Genomic DNA, 19,207 nt, shown 5'->3' on the forward strand with positions numbered 1-19,207 from the left:
TTATATCATGATGAGCGGGTCGACGTTTTTAGTGCTTATTTTGATAGGCTTTGTCGCGGGTTTTCTTGGCGGCATGGTCGGCCTTGGCGGGGGCATTATCCTGATACCGGCCCTGGTGCTGTTTCTGTCTATGGATCAGCGTATGGCGCAGGGAACTACTGTCGCCATTATGCTGCCGCCTATCGGTTTTTTCGCCGCCTTTAATTATTGCAAGGCCGGTTATGTAAACATAAAATATGCTTTGATTATCGCAATCGTATTTATGTTGGGTGGCTACGTGGGTTCAAAGCTGGCGTTAAACCTGCCGGTGCCCGTATTAAAAAAAATGTTTGCGGTTCTGTTGGTAGTTATAGCTGCTAAAATGATCTTTACCGAATAAATGCCCCAATGACAAAAACTGCGCCATTATTTAAATTGAATTATGCATATTCCTTTTGAAACGGCCGTGGTGCTGAGCAATATTTTCATCTTCTCGAGTATTGGTATCTACCTGTATTACCGTTCCGAAATTCTGTTCAGCGGGTTTAACATTAATAGCTTTAACCGGCGCAGATTGGCGCTGTGCCTTGTATTCCTGTGCTTTTACATGGCTATTATGTCGTTTTATCCGTGTTATAACGGGTTCAATACGTTTGGGCAATTTTGTATGGTTTCCTTCTTTCATTTATTACGGTCGGCTTTTTTTGTTTTCCTGCCCGTATTGGTCATATCCTGGATACAACGATGGCTCGAAAACACAGGCATAACGCTCTTTAAGCGGAATTTGATTATCGTATCCTGTATATTTTTTTTCCTCACTTCAACCAATATATGGATGGCTATGCTTGTAGACCCCAGCCACCGCATCAACACCATTACTTATACCTTCCTGATGTCGCTGCTGTTTAGCGGCATTGTTTCGGCGCTATACCTTAACATCACTTATGCCAATCTCGCCGAAAAACGACTGCGTTTTGAAAGGGAGCTGGAAATATCAAAATTGAACGAACTAAAAACGAAAGCCGAACTGGATGCCCTGCAAGCCAAAGTAAACCCGCATTTTTTATACAACACGCTTAATTCTATTGCCGAATTATCTTTGCACCAGGGCGCAAAAGCAAGGCAAATGACAATTGCTCTTGCTGAATTGTTCCGGTATAGCCTGAACAAAAAGAACGAAACTATGATAGCTTTGGAGGATGAAGTTGAAATGGTTGAAAATTACCTGATGATAGAAAAGATCCGGTTTGAAGATAAACTGGAAATATCGATTGAGATGGATAACGCTGTAAAGCAGGTACAGGTTCCTAAGTTTATCCTGCAGCCGCTGGTTGAGAATGCGGTGAAACATGGATTGAAAGAGCCAGATAAAAAAGGCATCATCAAAATAACAATTACGGGCGCGGCGAATCATATTGACCTGGTAATATTTGACAATGGCGCACCTTTTCCGGAAGATATACAAATTGGTTATGGCTTAAAAAGCGTGATGGATAAGCTGAGCCTGTTTTATCCTGATAAACATACCATCTATTTTGAGAACGAACCGGTAAAACAAGTTACCATTGCTATTACTAACACTGTAAAAAATGCGCAACCCGTTTAAAGCCGTTATTGTTGACGATGAACCGCCGGCGAGGCGACTGCTGACAGAGCTTTTAAGCGAGCACAGGCAAACGATCCATATTTCGGGCGAAGCTGACAACGGAAGCGCCGCGATTACGTTGATAAATGAGGCGCAGCCTGATGTCGTCTTCCTGGACATTCAATTACCCGATATGCTCGGCTTCGATGTACTGAAGCAATTAAACTATCAGCCTTTTGTTATTTTCACTACCGCTTATGATGAATATGCCATTAAAGCATTTGACGCACTCTCGGTAGATTACCTGCTTAAACCCTTAAAGGAAGACCGGATAGCGCGATCGATTAATAAATTACAGCATTTTGCAGGCGGTAACGGCGCTAATCCGGTTTGGAATAATATCGAATCGCTGTTTAATGGGTTCAGGCCCCAAAAGGACATCAAAACGCTTTCGATAAAAAAAGGCACCAAATTCACCCTGGTTCAATTGTCAGATATCGTTTATTTTGAAGCCTACGATAAATACACCTACGTGCACACCCAGAACGGGCAAAAGCTTTTTTGCGATCACATGCTGGCTGTGCTGGAAGAAAAGCTGTCCGTCGATTTTATGCGTGTGCAGAAATCTTACATCGTTAACAAGCAAAAAGTAGTTGAAATACATAAATACTCCAACAACCGTTACACCCTGGTTTTAAACAACCAGGATTTTACCCGCATTGTTACCGGTCCATCGTATTTCGGAATTGTTAAAGAAGCGTTTGCGGTTTAAATTACGGTACAGCTTAACCATCCGCCGCCGGCTCGAACATCCGCCGGTTTAAGTGTGTTTGAACCGGCGGAAAAACAAAGGAAATTACGCTGGGATTTGCAAATAACAGCAGAAAAAAAGTAAATTTAAGGGGCCGGTCTTACTCCCCGGACCATCAAAAAATGAAGACTTTTTACGGGATATTTTTTATCCTGGCACTATTAAGCTGTAATAATAAACCTACATCCGCTGTAAAAATGGATGCGCCTAAAAAGGTTGATAAAAGACCGCCCCCTGCCGAAAAGGCAATCGTAAAATATACAGATAAACAACTTGAGGCATTTTTAGACAGTGTAGGGCATCTGCAGCAACAGCCACTTGCTGATAGGGTTGCTTTTGGGGTCGATTCGACGTTTAATAATTTCACCAAACCTATGAACAGGGTGGTGCCGGCCGCGGAATTTGATCAGCTTAAAAAGGCTATTAAAGCGCGGATGATAGCCCCCAAGTTAGCACGGGCTATCTTCGGCGAATTTAGCGGCGACAGCACCTGTAATGCTAACGGATTGCTCGACAGTGTAAAAAAAGGATATGTTCATTTATCGTATTTCCCGTTTGATAAATTAAGGCAATTTGCAGTACGAGTTAGTGACGCTGAACACTGTAATGGGTCCGACTTGTATTTTTTTAGGGATAACAAAATTATAGCCAAACAGGACGGCTATAACAGATACTTTGATGATGATATTAAATATTATCCCGCAGGCGATGGTAATACGATAGTGTACCGAATGATTGAATTTAACCGTGGCAGTGGCATCTGGTGGAACCAATACTTTTTTTATAAATATGACGGCGACCAGCTGATGCCCGTTTTAACTATTCCTGAAAACATCAACCTGCTGCAGCCATCGCCATGGGGCCTTCGGGAGCTATGGTTTGAAACGAAAATTAAACGGACAACACCGCTTACCATCAAAATGGTTTACCATCAAACATTACCTGATACACATGAACCGGGCGATTTCGATTCCGTGTCTAATAGTCACAGGCCAATGATTGTAAACGATTCAACTATTGTAAAATATAGTTGGAATGAACAAACCAAAACTTTGCAGCCCAGCTTTACCGGGACGAAAGTTAACCAGGCGCAAATACTTTCCTATTACCTTAATGATAACGAGTTGCTGACTATAAATGCCTTTTACAGTAAATATCAAAAAATGATGCTCAATAAAAAAAAGCGGCCTTATTTATTGAACTACCTTAATACGGTGAAAAACTATAGCCACTGATGGGCTTCACTCATTTCTCAACCCCTTCACCGGGTTAGCGATAGCCGCCCTTATGGATTGAAAACTAATGGTAACAAACGCGATGACTATGGCGGTTAGCCCTGCTACGGCTACTATCCACCAGGATACATCTATGCGGTAGGCAAAGCCCTGCAGCCATTTGCTCATGGCCCACCAGGCAACCGGCGACGCAATCAGGATGGAAATGAATACCAATTTTATAAAATTCATCGATAACATACTTACAATCCCCGATACGCTGGCACCCAACACTTTGCGGATGCCTATTTCCTTATTACGCTGTTCGGCAGCATATGCGGCCAAACCAAACAATCCCAGGCAGGCAATCAAAATCGCCAGCGTGCTAAAGGCTATAAAAAGCGTGCCGATGCGCTGTTCTGAGCGGTAAGTGGCATCAAAATCCTGGTCCATAAATGAGTAGTTAAAGGGCTGGTTGGGCGCCATACTTTTCCACTTGCTCGCTACCTGGGTCATCAGGGCAGGCAAATTGGCAGTATTCATTTTAATGCTTATCGCGCCCCTGTCCTCGGCGTCGTATAATACTGCGGGACCAATTTCATCGTGCAACGAGCTGAAATTAAAGTCTTTCATTACCCCTATTATGTGATAAGGCTGTACGCCGTAACTGTCCCTGAAAACGATTTTACCCAACGGATTTTTCACATTAAGGCGTTTCACAAAGGCCTCGTTAACAATAACGGCGGCTGTATCAGTTGCCATCTGGTTGGAAAAATTACGCCCGGCCACCAACTTAATGCCCATCGTGCCGATATAGTCCTCGTCTACCGGCCAAAATTGGGTCAGTATATCATCTTTCATATCAATAGGCAGCTTAGGGAATAAAGCGGTTGCAATCCTGTCTTGTCCGGTAGGAAGGTACCCGCTCATGGTGGTGCTGGTCACTCCCGGAAATTGTTTTAATTCCTGTTTCAGGAGTTTGGCGTTTTTGCCTAAATTATTTACGTTATTGATGACCAAAACCTGGTTGCGGTTAAAGCCCAGGCTCTTGCTATGAATGTAATTTAATTGGTTATAAATAACCAGTGTGCCGATGATGAGAAAGATGGAAATGGCGAACTGGAAAACCACCAAAAAACTGCGCAGAAAGCCCCCCTTAAAGCCAGCCGAGATTTTGCCCTTTAACACATCAATAGGCTGAAAGGCAGACAGGAAAAATGCCGGGTACGACCCTGCCAGGAAACTTATCACCAAAACAAGGCCAAGCAATGATGGCACTAACCAAACCATGGATTGAACGGTGAAGGATAGCTGCTTATCGGCCACGTGGTTAAATAATGGCAATAACAACCACACTAAAACAAGCGCTATTATCGTAGCGATTGAAGTAACCAGGAACGACTCCGTTAAAAACTGGGCAACCAGGTATTTACGGGCCGAGCCTAATACTTTGCGCACCCCAACTTCTTTTGCCCGGTTTGATGACCGCGCGGTGGACAGGTTCATGAAATTAACACAGGCAATCAGCAAAATAAATATAGCGATCACTGAAAATATATAAACGTATTGGATATTGCCGCTTTTACTCAGCTCATACTGGCTGCCCGGACGCAGGTGAATATCAAGCAATGGCGTTAAAACTACGCGGAAATAATTATCGCCGGTGCTCCATAATTTCGGCGAATAGGAGTTTGCTACCTCTATTTTGGTTATAGCGGCCTGGAGCGCCTTTACGTTGGTACCGGGCTTTAGCATAAGATAAGTGTGGAGTCCGCCAAAGCCCCACGAGTTCACCTTGCTTTCGGGCAGTGAGGAAAAGGAAACGAATACATTATAGTTAAAATGCGATTGGGCAGGAATATCTTTCAATACGCCGGTAACCTTGTAAAAGCCGGTGTCATTTAGTGTCAGCACCTGGCCTATAACGTCCGTTTTATTGAAGTATTTTTTTGCTGCGCTTTCAGTAAGTACAACGCTGTGGGGCTCGGTCAAAGCACTTGAAGGGCTACCCTTAATCATTGGCAGTGTAAAAACATCAAAAATATTCGGTTCGGCAAAAATTATATTGTTCTCCTGGATGTCATTAATGCCTTTTTTGATGAAATATTTACGGGGAGAAATGAAAAGCGATTCGGTCGGCAGCATCCGGGCGTATTTCGCTATGCCCTGTAAGCTCTTGATATTGGCCATCAATGGCGCTTCAGATGCCGCGTACGAGCCCTCGTTGCCATTAAACTTTACCTGTTCGGTAATGCGGTATATGTTGCCGGCGTTAACATTATAACGGTCGTAACTCAATTCATCAACCACATAAAATACAATGAGCAGGCAGGTGGCCAATCCCACCGATAAACCCAGAATATTAATGGCAGTAAAGCCTTTGTTTTTCTTAAGGCTGCGCCAGGCGGTTTTGAAGTAATTTTTAAACATAAAATTGCGTTTTAATTTTTCGTGTGACCACTTCGGAGTGGTTTTATGATACGAAATTACCGTCGCAATCCTAACGTCGCTGCCCAAATCATAAGATGGGCAATCTTTTTTAAGTCCATTTTTATATTCCATCGGGCTCTTCCCGGTAATGTGCTTGAAGATGCGGGTAAACGTGCTTTGAGAATTAAAACCCGAATCCAATGCAATGCCCAGCAGGGTAATATGATTAAAAGCCGGGTCCTGCATTTTTTTGATCACATCTGCAACGCGAAATTCATTAATGAAATCATTAAAACTTTTTTTGAGCGCTGTATTGATGATCCGTGATATTTCATGGCTGGTAAGGCCAAGCTTTTCAGCAAGTGAAATCAGGCTTAATTCCGGGTCCTCGTAATAGCAGTTTTCTTTAACAACTTTCTTCAGCCAGCTACCTTTTTGCTTCAATTCTGCCGGGGGTAATGGCTTAAACAATGGTGGCATGGCGGGCGGCGCCCCAGCCTCTATCCTTGAATGGGCTACGGCCGCCATCCAAATGCTCATCACTGCTAAAAGCAAGCACAAGGGGTAATAAGCATATAAACCTAAGTGATGATGATAATAAAAATAGCCCATGGCAGTATAAGGTATCCACGATAGCCATAACAGCCCGAAACCAGCCAGTAAGCGCCGCAGCCACCGCAGTTCGTACCGGTACCTGTCATTCATATTATTAAACTTCAACCGTTGGTAAAAGCTTTCTATCAGCCTGAAAGAATAATACAGGTAAGTGGCGACCGAAATAAACGCCAATAGCAGTAAAACAGGGTTTATTTCCCGAAAAGCCAACGTGTCGTATGTTGCCGCCCCCGTCCTTATACTCTCCTTAACCTGCAATGCCAGCGCGCCCTGCTCCAGCAGCAAGGGACTGAAATGCAGCAAGTCCTTCCAACGGAGTTTACGTTCCGGGCGGGTGGTTTTAAGTACATAAAAATAGATGAGCGGCCCAAGCGCCAGCGAAAATTGCAGCGGCAGCCGGCCCCAATGGGGAAAGACGGTGCCCAGCCCAATGTTAATACCGAGCATCCAAACCATCCATAAAACGATGATTATAAGCGCCAGGCTCAGAAACCGGTTTGCGGCACGGTTAGCCCTTTTGGTAAACCACAGCAGCAAGGCAAAATTTAGCCCGATAAATACCGTTCCCAGGAATGCCAGGTCGTAAGGGGTGATATGGAAAGTATATGGGTTCAACTAAAAGAATTGTGTCAATCGTTGTTCCAAAATTGTAACTTGTTGATATATAGTTCACTATGCGATGCCTGAAATCGGCAATGTAACAAAACCGAACATCAGGTCGTCCGGTTTTGGGCTGGAATGTGTTAATAGGGATTAGTTATGATGCCGGAGCTGCATTGCAAAAATGCAGGAGGGCCTGAACTTCCCTCCTGGCTTACTTATAAGGCATTTGCTAATTGCTAATCTCCAGCTTCTGATCTACTCCGACCGCAAACTCTTCACTGGGTTTGCCAGTGCGGCTTTTATGGCCTTATAGCCTACAGTGGCCCAGCCTATCAATAACGAGGTTGTAATAGCCGCCACAAAAACCCATACGCCCGGCGAAATACGATAGGCAAAGGTTTGCAGCCACCCATTCATCAGGTACCAGGCGGCGGGTGCGCCAATCGCGAATGCCACTGCAATTAGCGCAATAAATTCTTTCGAAAACAGGTATACAATGCTGCCGATTGATGCACCTAAAACTTTTCGTATACCCACTTCCCTGGTGCGCTGTACCGCCATAAACGAAACCAGGCCGTACAAGCCAAGGCACGAAATAAAAATGGCGATAAGGGCAAATACTTTGTAGATGAGCTCCAGCTGGTTTTCCTGCTTATAAAATTTGGCAATGCTGTCATCAACAAAAAAGCCGGTGTAGGCATACTCAGGATAACTTTTCTCCCAAAGCTTTTGTACCGATGCCACCGTTTTGGTTAGCTTTTGGCCTTCAATTCTTACCGCTATTTGCTGTTCCAATTGTTTAAAGGGGTACATCACCAGCGGTTTAATTTCCTCGCGCATCGAGTTGGTTTTAAAATCTGCAACCACGCCAACTATAGGCATGTTTGCGTAACTATCAAAGGTGATGGTTTTGCCCAAAGCATCGTCCGCACGTTTAAAGCCAAGTTTGCGTACAAAGGTTTCATTAACCACCATCTGGCGGGCGGTATCGCTGGGCTCGTAGCCTTTGCCCGCAATAAACCGGAGGCCGAAGGTTTTAAAGTAATCGGCATCGGCTACTTTCATGAAAATATCGAAGCCTGGATCTTTTACTGAATGATTGAAATAAAAGTTGGATGAATTGTTATGAGCTGACGACGGCACATCAGACGAAAAGCTGGCAGCTTTTACACCCGGCAATGTAAGTACCTGTTGTTTAAAGCTGTTTAGGCGCAATAGGCCCACGCTATCATTTGGACAGGGTATGGCCAGTACGGCTTCTTTATTAAAGCCAAGGTCGGCGTTGTTTACAAAATCCATTTGTTTAACGGCTATAGCCGTTCCAATAATCAGCAACTGCGAAATGGCAAACTGGGTAATTACCAGCACACGCCTGAGCGATATGCCGCCGGCAGCGGTGGAATTGATTTTATTCTTCAATGCCTGTATAGGTTTAAACCCTGCTACAATGAGTGCCGGGTACACCCCTGAAAGCAACACTACTGCACCTATCACGCAAGCCAGGCAAAGCAACACGCCGGCATTGAACAAGCCAATACTATCAGGCACGCTGGCGACGCTTTTGAGTAATGGCAAAGCCAGTTGAGCCAAACCAGCCGCAAGCCCGGCCGAAAACAGAACGATAATGGCTGTTTCGCACATTACCAGGCCTATCAATTGCCCGCGACTGCTGCCCAGTACCTTGCGGATGCCTACCTCTTTAGACCGGCCCACGGATTGCGCCGTTGAAAGGTTGATGAAATTGATGGACGCCATAATGATAATCAGTACAGCGATAAGCGACAGGGTGCGCAGGGTCGCCCTGCTGGTGATATGATCGCCCAGCGTATCGCCAAAACTGGTATCAAAATGAATCTCGGGTAAAGGTTGTGCTATCGCATATCTTTTTTTGGCAGCGCGTTTACTATTATCAAATTGTTTATCAGAAAAGCTACGCATTTGCCTGTTGATGGTGCTTTGCAATACCTTTTCAGGAAATTTGATATATACCTGGCAGTCGCTGCTGGTTTCGTCCCAGGTGTACGAATATCTGTAGCTTTTCGCATTTTTTTTCCAGGTGATGTATGAAATCAATACCTTTAAGGGCATGTCGGTATTTGCGGGTACGTCCTGTATCACACCTGCCACCTTTAATGTCAGGAGGTTGTCCATCCGGAGTGATTTTCCCATGGCGGCTTGCCAGTCGCCAAAATATTTAACAGCACTGCTTTTATCTATCACCACCATATTGGGGTTCTTTAAGGCCGATGGGCCGCCCGCGAGCCAGGTTGCCGAAAAAATATCAAAAAGCTGGGGTTCGGCAAACATGATGCCGGCGTTTTCCACAAATTTTTTGTCGCCCGCCGGGTTACCGTTTGCTGCCGCTGCTACAATCTGGCTGCCATAAATGGCATTAATGCCTGTAACCGTGGCCTCCGGGAAATAAAGACGAAACGCGTCGACAGCCGGTACTGATATTCCGGCACTGTACCTGATGTTCCCTTCCCTGTCTTTTTTTGTAACAATGCGGTAGGTGCTTTTATAGCCCGGCTGATAGGTATCAAAGCTCAGCTCATACTGAACTACTACAAATATAAGCAGGCAGGCTGCAATGCCTACAGCCAGCCCGGCCATATTAATGGCTGCATAGCTTTGGTGGCGAACGATATTGCGCCAGGCAATTTTTAAATAATTTCTGAACATATAACTGCGGTTTAATTTCGTACCCGTCCAATTCGGAGCGGTTTGCTGATACGAAATTACCGGCGCAATTCCTGAAAAATGTTCCATGTTATAAGATGGGATTCCTTTTTTCCGTTCGGCTTTATATTCAGCCGGGCTTTTCCCGGTCATTTGTTTAAAAATGCGATGAAAAGTAGTCCTTGAATTAAATCCCGATTCATACGCAATACCAAGCAGGGTGATATGGTCGTAAGCCGGGTCCTGCATTTTTCGGATTACATCCGCAACGCGGTATTCGTGAATGAAATCATTGAAGCTTTTTTTGAGCGCTGTATTGATGATTCGCGACAGTTCATGGGTAGTCAGCTCAAGCTTTGCGGCCAGCGAGTTTAAACTTAGTTCCGGGTCCTGGTAATAGTAGTTGGCTTTAACCACTTTCTTCAGCCAACTACCCCTTTCCTTCATTTCCGCCGGAGGCGGTGGCTTTGAAAACGGTGGGGTTCCGGCCAGCACGCCGGCCTCCTGTCTTAAAAAAGCAATGGCTCCCATCCAAATGGTCATTACCGCTAAAAGGAAACATAAAGGATAGTAAGCATGTATACTTAACTGGCGATGGTAATAAAAATAATCCACCGCCGTAAAAGGTATCCATAATAACCACAAAAGGCTAAAACCTGTCAGTGAGCGATGCAGCCACCGCAATTGGTACCGGTACCGGTCACTCACATTATTAAATTTCAGCCGCCGGTAAAAGCGTTCTATCAGCCTGAAAGACCAATACAAGTAGACGATGACCGAAATAAACGCTAACGCCTGCAATACCGGGATCAGCTGATGAGAGGTTAACGTATCAAAAGTAGCCGCACCGGTCCTTATACTCTCCTTAATCTCCAATACCAGGACACCCTGTTGCAACAACAAGGGGCTGAAATGCAGCAGATCCTTCCAACGGAAATTATATTCCGGCCGGGTTATTTTAAGCACATAAAAATAGAGTAGCGGGCCAAGTGCAAGCGAAAATTGCAGCGGCAGCCAGCTCCAGCGCGGAAAGTAGGTAGTCAGCCCGATGTCGACACCCAATATCCAGGTCATCCACAAAACAATAACGCCCAGCGCCAGGCTAAGAAAGCGGTTCGCCGGCCGGTTGATTCTTTTGGTGAACCACAATTGCAGGGCAAAAGTCAGCCCTATAGATATCATTCCCAGGAAGACCGGGTCATAAAGGTTAATATGGAGTGTATATGGATTCAAGTAATACAAGGGCGTCAAATGGCGTTCCAAATTTGTAAAGAATTGACAGGTAGAAAATTACAATAATTTCCGGACGTTATTGTAATAAAAGCGGACGACAGGGTGTGCGGTTGTGAGTCGCCTACCTTTATTGTACCGCTTTGGCGGGTATACAAAAATGCGCTCCGTATGTCACTACGGAACGCACTACATAGCTTTTCAAGCAGACCCCGGGCGCATGTTATTTTGCCTCAGGTGTTTTCAGTCACCACAGCTTACTCACTTCTCAAACTCTTGACAGGATTGGCCAACGCCGCCCTGACAGCTTTATAACCCACTGTCAGCCAAGCAATAATAACAGAAGAAATAATTGCCAAAATAAATATGCCGGGCCCGATGGTGATCCGGTAGGTAAAGTCCAGCAACCACTCATGCATAAAATAATAGCCAACCGGCCCTGCTATCGCGAATGCTATGACGATCAGGATTGTAAATTCTTTGGAGAACAAGTAAACGATATTTCCTGCAGACGCCCCCAGGGTTTTACGTATCCCCACTTCTTTAATGCGCTGTACCGCCATAAATGATACCAGGCCATACAAGCCGAGGCAGGAAATGAATATAGCTATGCCTGCGAATATTTTGTAAAGCGAGGATAATTCGTCTTCGGATTTATAAAAATCAGCGATCGTCTTGTCCAGGAATTGATATTCATATACGCCGTTCGGGAAAGTTTTGTTCCACAGGCTTTCAATACCCGCAAGCGTTTGGTGCACGTTCTGCGGTTGAATTTTGATATTGAACTTTGAGTAATTAGCTTTCAACGGGCCCATTAATACCGGCGGAATAGGATTTTTCAGTGAGCCCGGGTTAAAATCTTTCACCACGCCGGTTATTTGGGCATTAAGCTTTGGAGCCCCCCATAGCATAATGTATTTGCCAATGGCCTGTTTTGGGTCGGTAATTCCCAGCTTATGTATCAATGTTTCATTAACCACGTAACCTGAAATGGTATCTGTGTTCCGGTAGGGCCCGCCGGCCACAAACCGGATATCATATAACTTAAAATATTCGGCGTCGGCCCATTTTAGGCTTGCGTTAAAGTCGACCACCTTGGGCGCATTATTGAATTTAAAGTCGCTGAACCAACCGCTATTTTCAGCCGGGCCATAAAGACTGATGCTTACATCTTTAACCCCGGGCTGTTGTAGCAACTGGTTTTTCATGGCATTTAGCTTTGTCGCGCTTACGCTGTCCTTTGGAAATGGCACGGTAATTACCGCATCTTTATTAAATCCAAGCGACTTATTTTTAAAGTAATTCATCTGGTAAATTAATACAAATGTGCCAATCACCAGGAATTGCGCTATAGAAAATTGTATTACCACCAGTACGCTGCGCAACGATATTCCGCTGGAACGCCCGGCTTTGATCTTATTTTTCAATGCCTCGATGGGGTTAAACCCCGATAGTACCAAAGCAGGATAAAACCCGGCTAAAAACGTAACACCGACAATTACCGCTGCCAGGAACAAGATTACTATCGGATTCAAAAGGAAACTCCCGCTTAACCGTATTTCCAGCAAATCATTCAGCATCGGCAGGGTTATCAGCGAAATTACCGACGCGAGTACAACCGCAAAAAAGGTGATGATGAGCGTTTCGCTGATGAATTGCAGCACCAATTGGGAACGGTTGCTGCCCAGCACTTTGCGGATACCTACCTCTTTCGAGCGGTTTACAGCCTGTGCAGTAGCGAGGTTGATAAAATTAACGCATGCTATGATCAGCAAAAACAAGCCGATTGTACTGATAACCCTAATGAGTTGCTTGCTGAATGGATGCCCCCCATAAACATTGATAAGCGTATTATAATGCATATCTGTCAATGCCTGTAGTTGTAAGGAGTTCGTTTTATTGTACGGCGGCGGAATGCGTTTCTTTGCAAACGACACCAAGTCTGCGTTGAATTGTTTTTCTTTCATTCCCACCGGTAAAATAACATAAGTATGTCTATCGCTGAAGGTGCTTATCCAATCCTGTGAATTGCCGCCAAGGTCACCGTCCTTGCTAATGAGCGTGATCCATGACAATACCAATTTGATCGGAAAATCGGTATTGACGGGCGTGTTTTCAATAATACCGGTAACTTTGAAATTACGCGTATTTTCGTATCTTATTGTTTTACCCATCGCCGTATGCCAGTCGCCGAAGAATTTATCAGCTTCGTTGCGGGAAAGCACCACTGCGTTTGGCCCGGCTAAGGCCGTTTTCTTATCTCCGGCAAGCCATTTAAAATTGAATATTTTGAAAAATTCCGGATCGGCATAATAAGCCGAATCTTCCTTAAATTTCTTTATTGCACCTCCTTTACCTGCATCTTCTATCGAGTAATGAGAACCATCGTTCAGCATAATGGAAGCCACATTGGTTAACTGCGGAAATTCGGCCCTCAACCCATCTGCAAGGGGTATTTGTGTTCCGCTGCCCGGCTTTACGCCATCGGGACCGTTAAAAACATTCACCACACGGTATATACGGTCTTTATTAGCATGGAAATTGTCAAAGCTCGTTTCATACTGAACTACCAGGAATATCAACAGGCAGGCAGCGATCCCGATAGTGAGGCCTGTAACGTTGATAGCGGCATAGCTTTTATTGCGCGTTAAGTTGCGCCAGGCGGTTTTAAAGTAATTTTTAAACATAAAGTTGCGGTTTAATTTCTCGTTCGACCACATCGGAGTGGTTTCATGGTTCGAAATTACGGTCGCAAACCGGCTATTACTGCCCAAGTTATAAGTCGGGTAACCTTTGTTCGGGGCGTTTTTATATTCCAGCGGTGTTTTCCCGGTCACCTGTTTGAAAATGCGCGTAAACGTGCTTTGGGAATTAAAACCCGATTCGAGGGCAATACCAAGGAGCGTGATATGATCATAAGCCGGGTCTTGCATTTTCTGAACAACGTCCGCAACGCGATATTCATTAATGAAATCATTGAAGCTTTTTTTGAGGACGGTGTTGATGATCCGGGATAATTCATGGGTAGTCAGGTCAAGCTTTTCGGCAAGCGAAACCAAACTCAGTTCAGGGTCTTCGTAATAGCAATTTGCCCTGACGGTTCTTTTGAGCCAAATACCTTTTTGCTTTAACTCTGCCGGTAGCGGCTGCTTTAAAAACGGCCGCGCTTCAACCGGCATACCAGCCTCCTGTCTAAAAAAAGCCACGGCCGCCATCCAGATGCCGGTTACCGCCAAAAGGAGATATAAAGGATAATAAGCATGTACACTTAATTGATAATGATAATAAAAATAGTCTGCAGTTGTAAAGGGTATCCACAAAAGCCATAACAGGCCGAAAACCGTAAGCAAATTACGTAGCCACCGCAACTCGTACCGATACCGGTCGAGCACATCGTTAAATTTCAGCCGCTGATAAAAGCGTTCTATCAGCTTAAAAGAGAAATAGAGGTAAATGATGACGGACAAAAATGCCAACAGCTGCAAAACCGGGTTCAGTTGATGAAAGGTTAACGTATCATAAGTAGTCGCGCCTGTCCGTATACCCTCCTTAATCTCCAACGCAAAAACGCCTTGTTCCACCAGCAGCGGACTGAAATTCAGCATATCCTTCCAACGAAATTTATATTGCGGCCGGGTAATTTTAAGTACATAAAAATAGAGCAGCGGGCCCAGCGCCAGCGAAAATTGCAGCGGCAACCGGCTCCAATGAGCAATGTAAGCCGACAGCCCGATGTCGATGCCTAATATCCTTGCCAGCCACAGCACTATGGATGCCAGCGCAAGGCCAAGAAACCGGTTTGCGGCCTTGTTCGGTCTGCTGCTGAACCATAACAGCAACGTAAAAGTAAGCCCGATAAATATCGTTCCGAAGAACAGTGGGTCGTACCGGTTGATATGTAATGTGTATGGATTCAATATTGTTAAGAGCCTCAATTGCTGTTCCAGATTTGTAACGAACTGGCAGATAGAAAATTACGATTTTTTTTGAATTTTTACTGTAATAAAAGCGGACGGACGCGTGTGCGGTTGTGGATAACTTGCCTTTACCGTAGGTTCAAGCACCCTAAGCACGAATATAAAATGCGTTCCGTATCTCACCCCGGAACGCACCACATAGTGTTTCAGCTAAATCTCAGATCGCATGTTGATGTACCTAAGTTCTTTTTGGCAGGCTGCCCCTGATGCCTCAACTGCCAACTGCTACTCCGAACGCAAACTTTTGACAGGATTTGCCACCGCCGCTTTTATCGCCTGGAAACTAATGGTGACCAGGGTAATGACTATAGCCGCTACACCCGATACGATGAATACCCCAACACCAATACTTACGCGGTAGGGGTACTTTTGGAGCCAACTGTGCAGGTAATAGAACGCCACCGGCGAGGCAATGACGCAGCTGATGACCACCAGCACCACAAAATCGCGCGACAGCAGCAGCCAGACCTGCGCTATGGATGCGCCCATTACTTTGCGTATGCCGATCTCCTTGGTACGCTGTTCGGCAACGTAAGCGGCCAGCCCGAACAGCCCCAGGCAGGATATAAATATAGCCAGCCCGGCGAACACGCCCGCAAGTTTGCCCACAAGCATCTCCAGGTTAAACTTATGCTCATACTCCTCGTTCACAAACTTGTACTGGTAGGGGTAAGCCGGGTTGTATTTTCCAAATATCTTCCCGATCTTGTCTATCGCGGTATGCGTGCCGGCGTTTTTCGCAAGCCGGTACGTCACCACAAACCCGAATGGGTTATGCCCGAAAACGGCAGGTTCTACTGGCTTATAAGGCGACTCCATCAGCGCATCTTTTACCACGCCGATGATCCTTAGCGGTTTTTGGTTGATGTTTGTGGTTATTAGTTGATTAACAGGGTCTTTCAATCCAATGCGCCTAACCGTCGCTTCATTCACAATCACATTCAGCGTGTCGCTTTTCCAGTCGCCCGTAAAATTGTGCCCGGCAGCAAAAGTCATCCCTAAAGTCTTAAAATAGTCGCCCGACACCCATATCGCGCCGATGTTCACACTTTCGTCGCCCGCATTTTTGCCCGGCCATTTGTCCAGCGAAAAATGACTGTACACGCCTGTCGCCGGCGAGGTTGATGAGGCCACGCTCTCCACCACTCCCGAAGATAGCAGGTCGTTTTTCAGCGCTTCATAATGTTGCGAAAGGTCGCTGTTCATGTCGGTCATTATCAGCCTGTCGGCGCTGTAACCTGTCGGCCGGTCCTTCACATACTGTATCTGCTGGTAAACAATCACGGTGCTGATGATTAAAGCAATGGAGCAGGTAAACTGCACCACCACCAGCACCTTCCTTGGCACCGATGCCCACCGGCCCGTCTGTATGCTACCCTTCAGCACTTTAACCGGGTTGAACGCCGACAGGTAAAACGCCGGTCGGCTCCCGGCTGCCAAACCGGTAAACAGCACAAACACAATCATGATACCCCAGAAACCGATATTGCCATATGGAACATGGACATCAGAACCCGTGAGCGTATTGAATGCCGGCAAAGCCAGCTGAACCAGCAGCAAACACAACAGGAAGGATATAAAAGTGACCAGCACCGACTCCAGCAAAAACTGGTAAACCAAATCGATACGCGCCGAGCCGATGGCTTTGCGTACCCCAACTTCCCTTGCCCGCTTCTCCGACCTCGCTGTAGAAAGGTTCATGAAATTGATACAGGCGATGGCCAGTACCAGCATACCGATAATACTGAACAAACGCACATATTCTACAAAGCCGCCGGCGGGTTTGCCATTTTTAAAATCGTTATATAAATGCCAGTTTGTTAACGGATGCATAAACACTTCGGGTTTTGACGAACGCATCTCCGGGCTTCTTTTATTAACGATATCCCTTATCCTGGGAGCAATCTGCCCGTAAGTGACGCCCGGCTTAAGCGACACGTAGGCAGAAAATGAATTGTAAGTCCACTTGGTGCGTCCGTCTTTTATCCAGCCCTGGGTTGCTTCGGAGTACGCAAAAGGCACAATGTATTTGAATTGCTGCGTGGCATTAGCAGGGATATCGCGGATAACGCCTGTTACCGTCATGTTCTGCGAATTATCAAACCGGATTGATTTTCCCATCGGGTTAGCATCGCCAAACAGCGCTTTGCCGGTCGATTCGGTTATAACTATCGAATACATATCCTTCAGGGCCGAGTTGGCGTTGCCCTTTATAAAAGGGTATTGAAATATTTTAAAGAATTCCGGCCCTGCAGCACCTCCACCCAGGTATAGCTTTTTATCGCCCACCAAAAGGCCGTGGTTCATGAAGCCTATATAATCAGCTTCAGCAACGTACTGTATGCCGGGGATTTCTTTTTTTAAAACGTCGGTTAGTGGTAAAGCTATGGATGTTTGGGTAGTTGTGCCGTTATGCTGCGAGGTCAGGTTCATCTCAACCTGGTATACTTGCTTATAGCCTGGCAGAAAACGATCGTATGAATATTGGTTAATCACCCATAAACCGATCAGGAGTGCCACAGCCATGCCGGTTGCCAGGCCGGTGATGTTCAGCATGCTGTAAACTTTGTTATGCAGCGTATTGCGCCAGGCGATTTTTAAATAGTTTCTAAACATATAATTGCGATTTAATTTCTCAAAAGACCACCCGGGGGCGGCTTCGTTGTACGAAATTATCGCGGCAGAACGGGAATAAGGTCTCAAAGTGTAAGATGGGCGCTCTTTTTCCAGCCTGCTCTTATATTCCGCCGGGCTTTTCCCGGTCATCTGCCGGAAAGTGCGGTTAAAGGTAGATTTGGAATTGAAGCCGGCATCCATAGCGATGCCGATTAGCGTGATCCGGTCATAAGCAGGGTCCTGCATTTTCCGGGTCACCTCCCTGATGCGGTACTCATTTATAAAATCATTAAAGTTTTTTCCAAGGGCAGTATTAATGATCCGGGACAATTCATTGGGGTTCAGGTTCAGCGCTTCTGCCAGGGAACGTAAGCTTAATTCCGCATCCTGGTAAAACAGGTTGGCTTCCATGATTTTCTTCAACCAAATGCCTTTTTGCTTCAGTTCAGCCGGGGCCAATAGCTTTGACACCAGACGCGCTGGGGCCGGCATGCTAACGTCAGGCTTTAAAAAGGCTGCGGCCGCTATCCGTATCATCATTATAGCTAAAATCAGGTACAAGGCATAATAATCGTGTATGCCCGACTGATGATAATAAAAATAATTCACGGCAGTAAAAGGGATCCATAATAGCCATAGAAGCCCGAACCCTATCAATAAATCACGCAGCCACCGCAATTCGTACCGATACCGGTCGCTCACATCGTTAAATTTCAGCCGCCGGTAAAAGCGTTCTATCAGCTTAAAAGAGTAATACAGGTAGATTATGACTGAAAAAAATGCCAGCACCTGCAATACCGGGCTCACATAATGAAAGGTTAGTGTATCATAAGTAGCTGCACCCGTCTTTATGCTCTCCTTAATCTCCAATACCAGGGCGCCTTGCTCCACCAGCAGCGGGCTAAAATGAAGCAGGTCTTTCCACCTGAATTTATACTGCGGCCAGGTAAGTTTAAGCACATAATAATAGATGAGGGGGCCAAGCGCCAGCGAAAATTGCAGCGGAAGCCGGCTCCAATGTGGAAAGGCGGTCGTCAATCGTAGGTCGATACCCAATATCCACGCCACCCACAAAACTATAGTGGCTAACGCCAGGCTAAGGAACCGGTTAGCAGTTTGGTTGATTTTTTTGGTGAACCATAATTGCATAATAAAAGTCACGCCGATGAATATCGTTCCCAGGAGTGCAAGGTCGTATGGGGTGATATGGAAAGTATATGTATTCAATCAGTTTTATCGGTTCAATCGCTGTTCCAATTTGTCAACTAGTTGATTTATAGTTAAATATTACTTCAGCAACAAGGAGTGCTGTAACAAAACCGGACATCAGTCCGTTCGGTTTTGAATGGAAATGTATGTTGATTTTGAGATTAGTTGTGATGCTAAGCCGGATTGCAACAGTGCAGGAAGGCCAAAACTTCCTTCCTGACTTATTTGTAAATGCGCCGGTTTAAGCGTCCCCCTTAAA

General features: G+C 45.5%; 8 protein-coding genes. 4 read left to right on the forward strand and 4 right to left on the reverse strand.

Annotation, left to right across the window (positions count from 1 at the left end):
• Window positions 1–7: 7 nt before the first annotated feature.
• The 4 genes from Q0R52_RS25705 to Q0R52_RS25720 all read left to right on the forward strand — a co-directional run bounded on the left by Q0R52_RS25705 (window position 8) and on the right by Q0R52_RS25720 (window position 3,610).
• Window positions 8–379 carry a sulfite exporter TauE/SafE family protein gene (locus Q0R52_RS25705; protein ID WP_295800546.1) on the forward strand — a complete coding sequence of 124 codons (372 nt, stop codon included), beginning with the start codon at window positions 8–10 and terminating at the stop codon, window positions 377–379.
• Between the two features lie 42 nt (window positions 380–421).
• A complete protein-coding gene (locus Q0R52_RS25710) occupies window positions 422–1,585 on the forward strand; it encodes a histidine kinase (protein ID WP_295800548.1) in 1,164 nt (387 codons plus the stop codon).
• On the forward strand, window positions 1,569–2,336 hold the full coding sequence (locus Q0R52_RS25715) for a LytTR family DNA-binding domain-containing protein (protein WP_295800551.1): 768 nt from the start codon (window positions 1,569–1,571) through the stop codon (window positions 2,334–2,336). The genes Q0R52_RS25710 and Q0R52_RS25715 overlap by 17 nt, the downstream gene beginning before the upstream one ends.
• A 161-nt stretch (window positions 2,337–2,497) precedes the next feature.
• Window positions 2,498–3,610, forward strand: a complete 1,113-nt coding sequence (locus tag Q0R52_RS25720) for a hypothetical protein (RefSeq protein ID WP_295800553.1) — start codon at window positions 2,498–2,500, stop codon at window positions 3,608–3,610.
• A 6-nt stretch (window positions 3,611–3,616) separates the two neighbouring features.
• On the opposite strand, the gene Q0R52_RS25725 is transcribed toward Q0R52_RS25720, so the two are convergent.
• The 4 genes from Q0R52_RS25725 to Q0R52_RS25740 form a co-directional block, all read right to left on the reverse strand.
• Window positions 3,617–7,249 (reverse strand): ABC transporter permease, encoded by a 3,633-nt coding sequence (locus Q0R52_RS25725; RefSeq protein WP_295800556.1) that lies wholly within the window; start codon window positions 7,247–7,249, stop codon window positions 3,617–3,619.
• A gap of 243 nt (window positions 7,250–7,492) precedes the next feature.
• Window positions 7,493–11,149: an ABC transporter permease gene (locus tag Q0R52_RS25730; protein ID WP_295800558.1), complete on the reverse strand. Its 3,657-nt coding sequence runs from the start codon at window positions 11,147–11,149 to the stop codon at window positions 7,493–7,495.
• A 254-nt stretch (window positions 11,150–11,403) separates the two neighbouring features.
• Entirely contained in the window at window positions 11,404–15,063 is a 3,660-nt protein-coding gene (locus Q0R52_RS25735) for an ABC transporter permease (protein ID WP_295800561.1), read from the reverse strand.
• 285 nt (window positions 15,064–15,348) lie between these two features.
• The gene (locus Q0R52_RS25740) at window positions 15,349–18,966 is read right to left on the reverse strand and encodes an ABC transporter permease (protein WP_295800565.1); all 3,618 of its coding nucleotides are present in this window, start codon (window positions 18,964–18,966) and stop codon (window positions 15,349–15,351) included.
• Between the last annotated feature and the right edge of the window lie 241 nt (window positions 18,967–19,207).

Source organism: Mucilaginibacter sp. (assembly GCF_025359345.1).
Taxonomy (GTDB): Bacteria; Bacteroidota; Bacteroidia; order Sphingobacteriales; family Sphingobacteriaceae; genus Mucilaginibacter.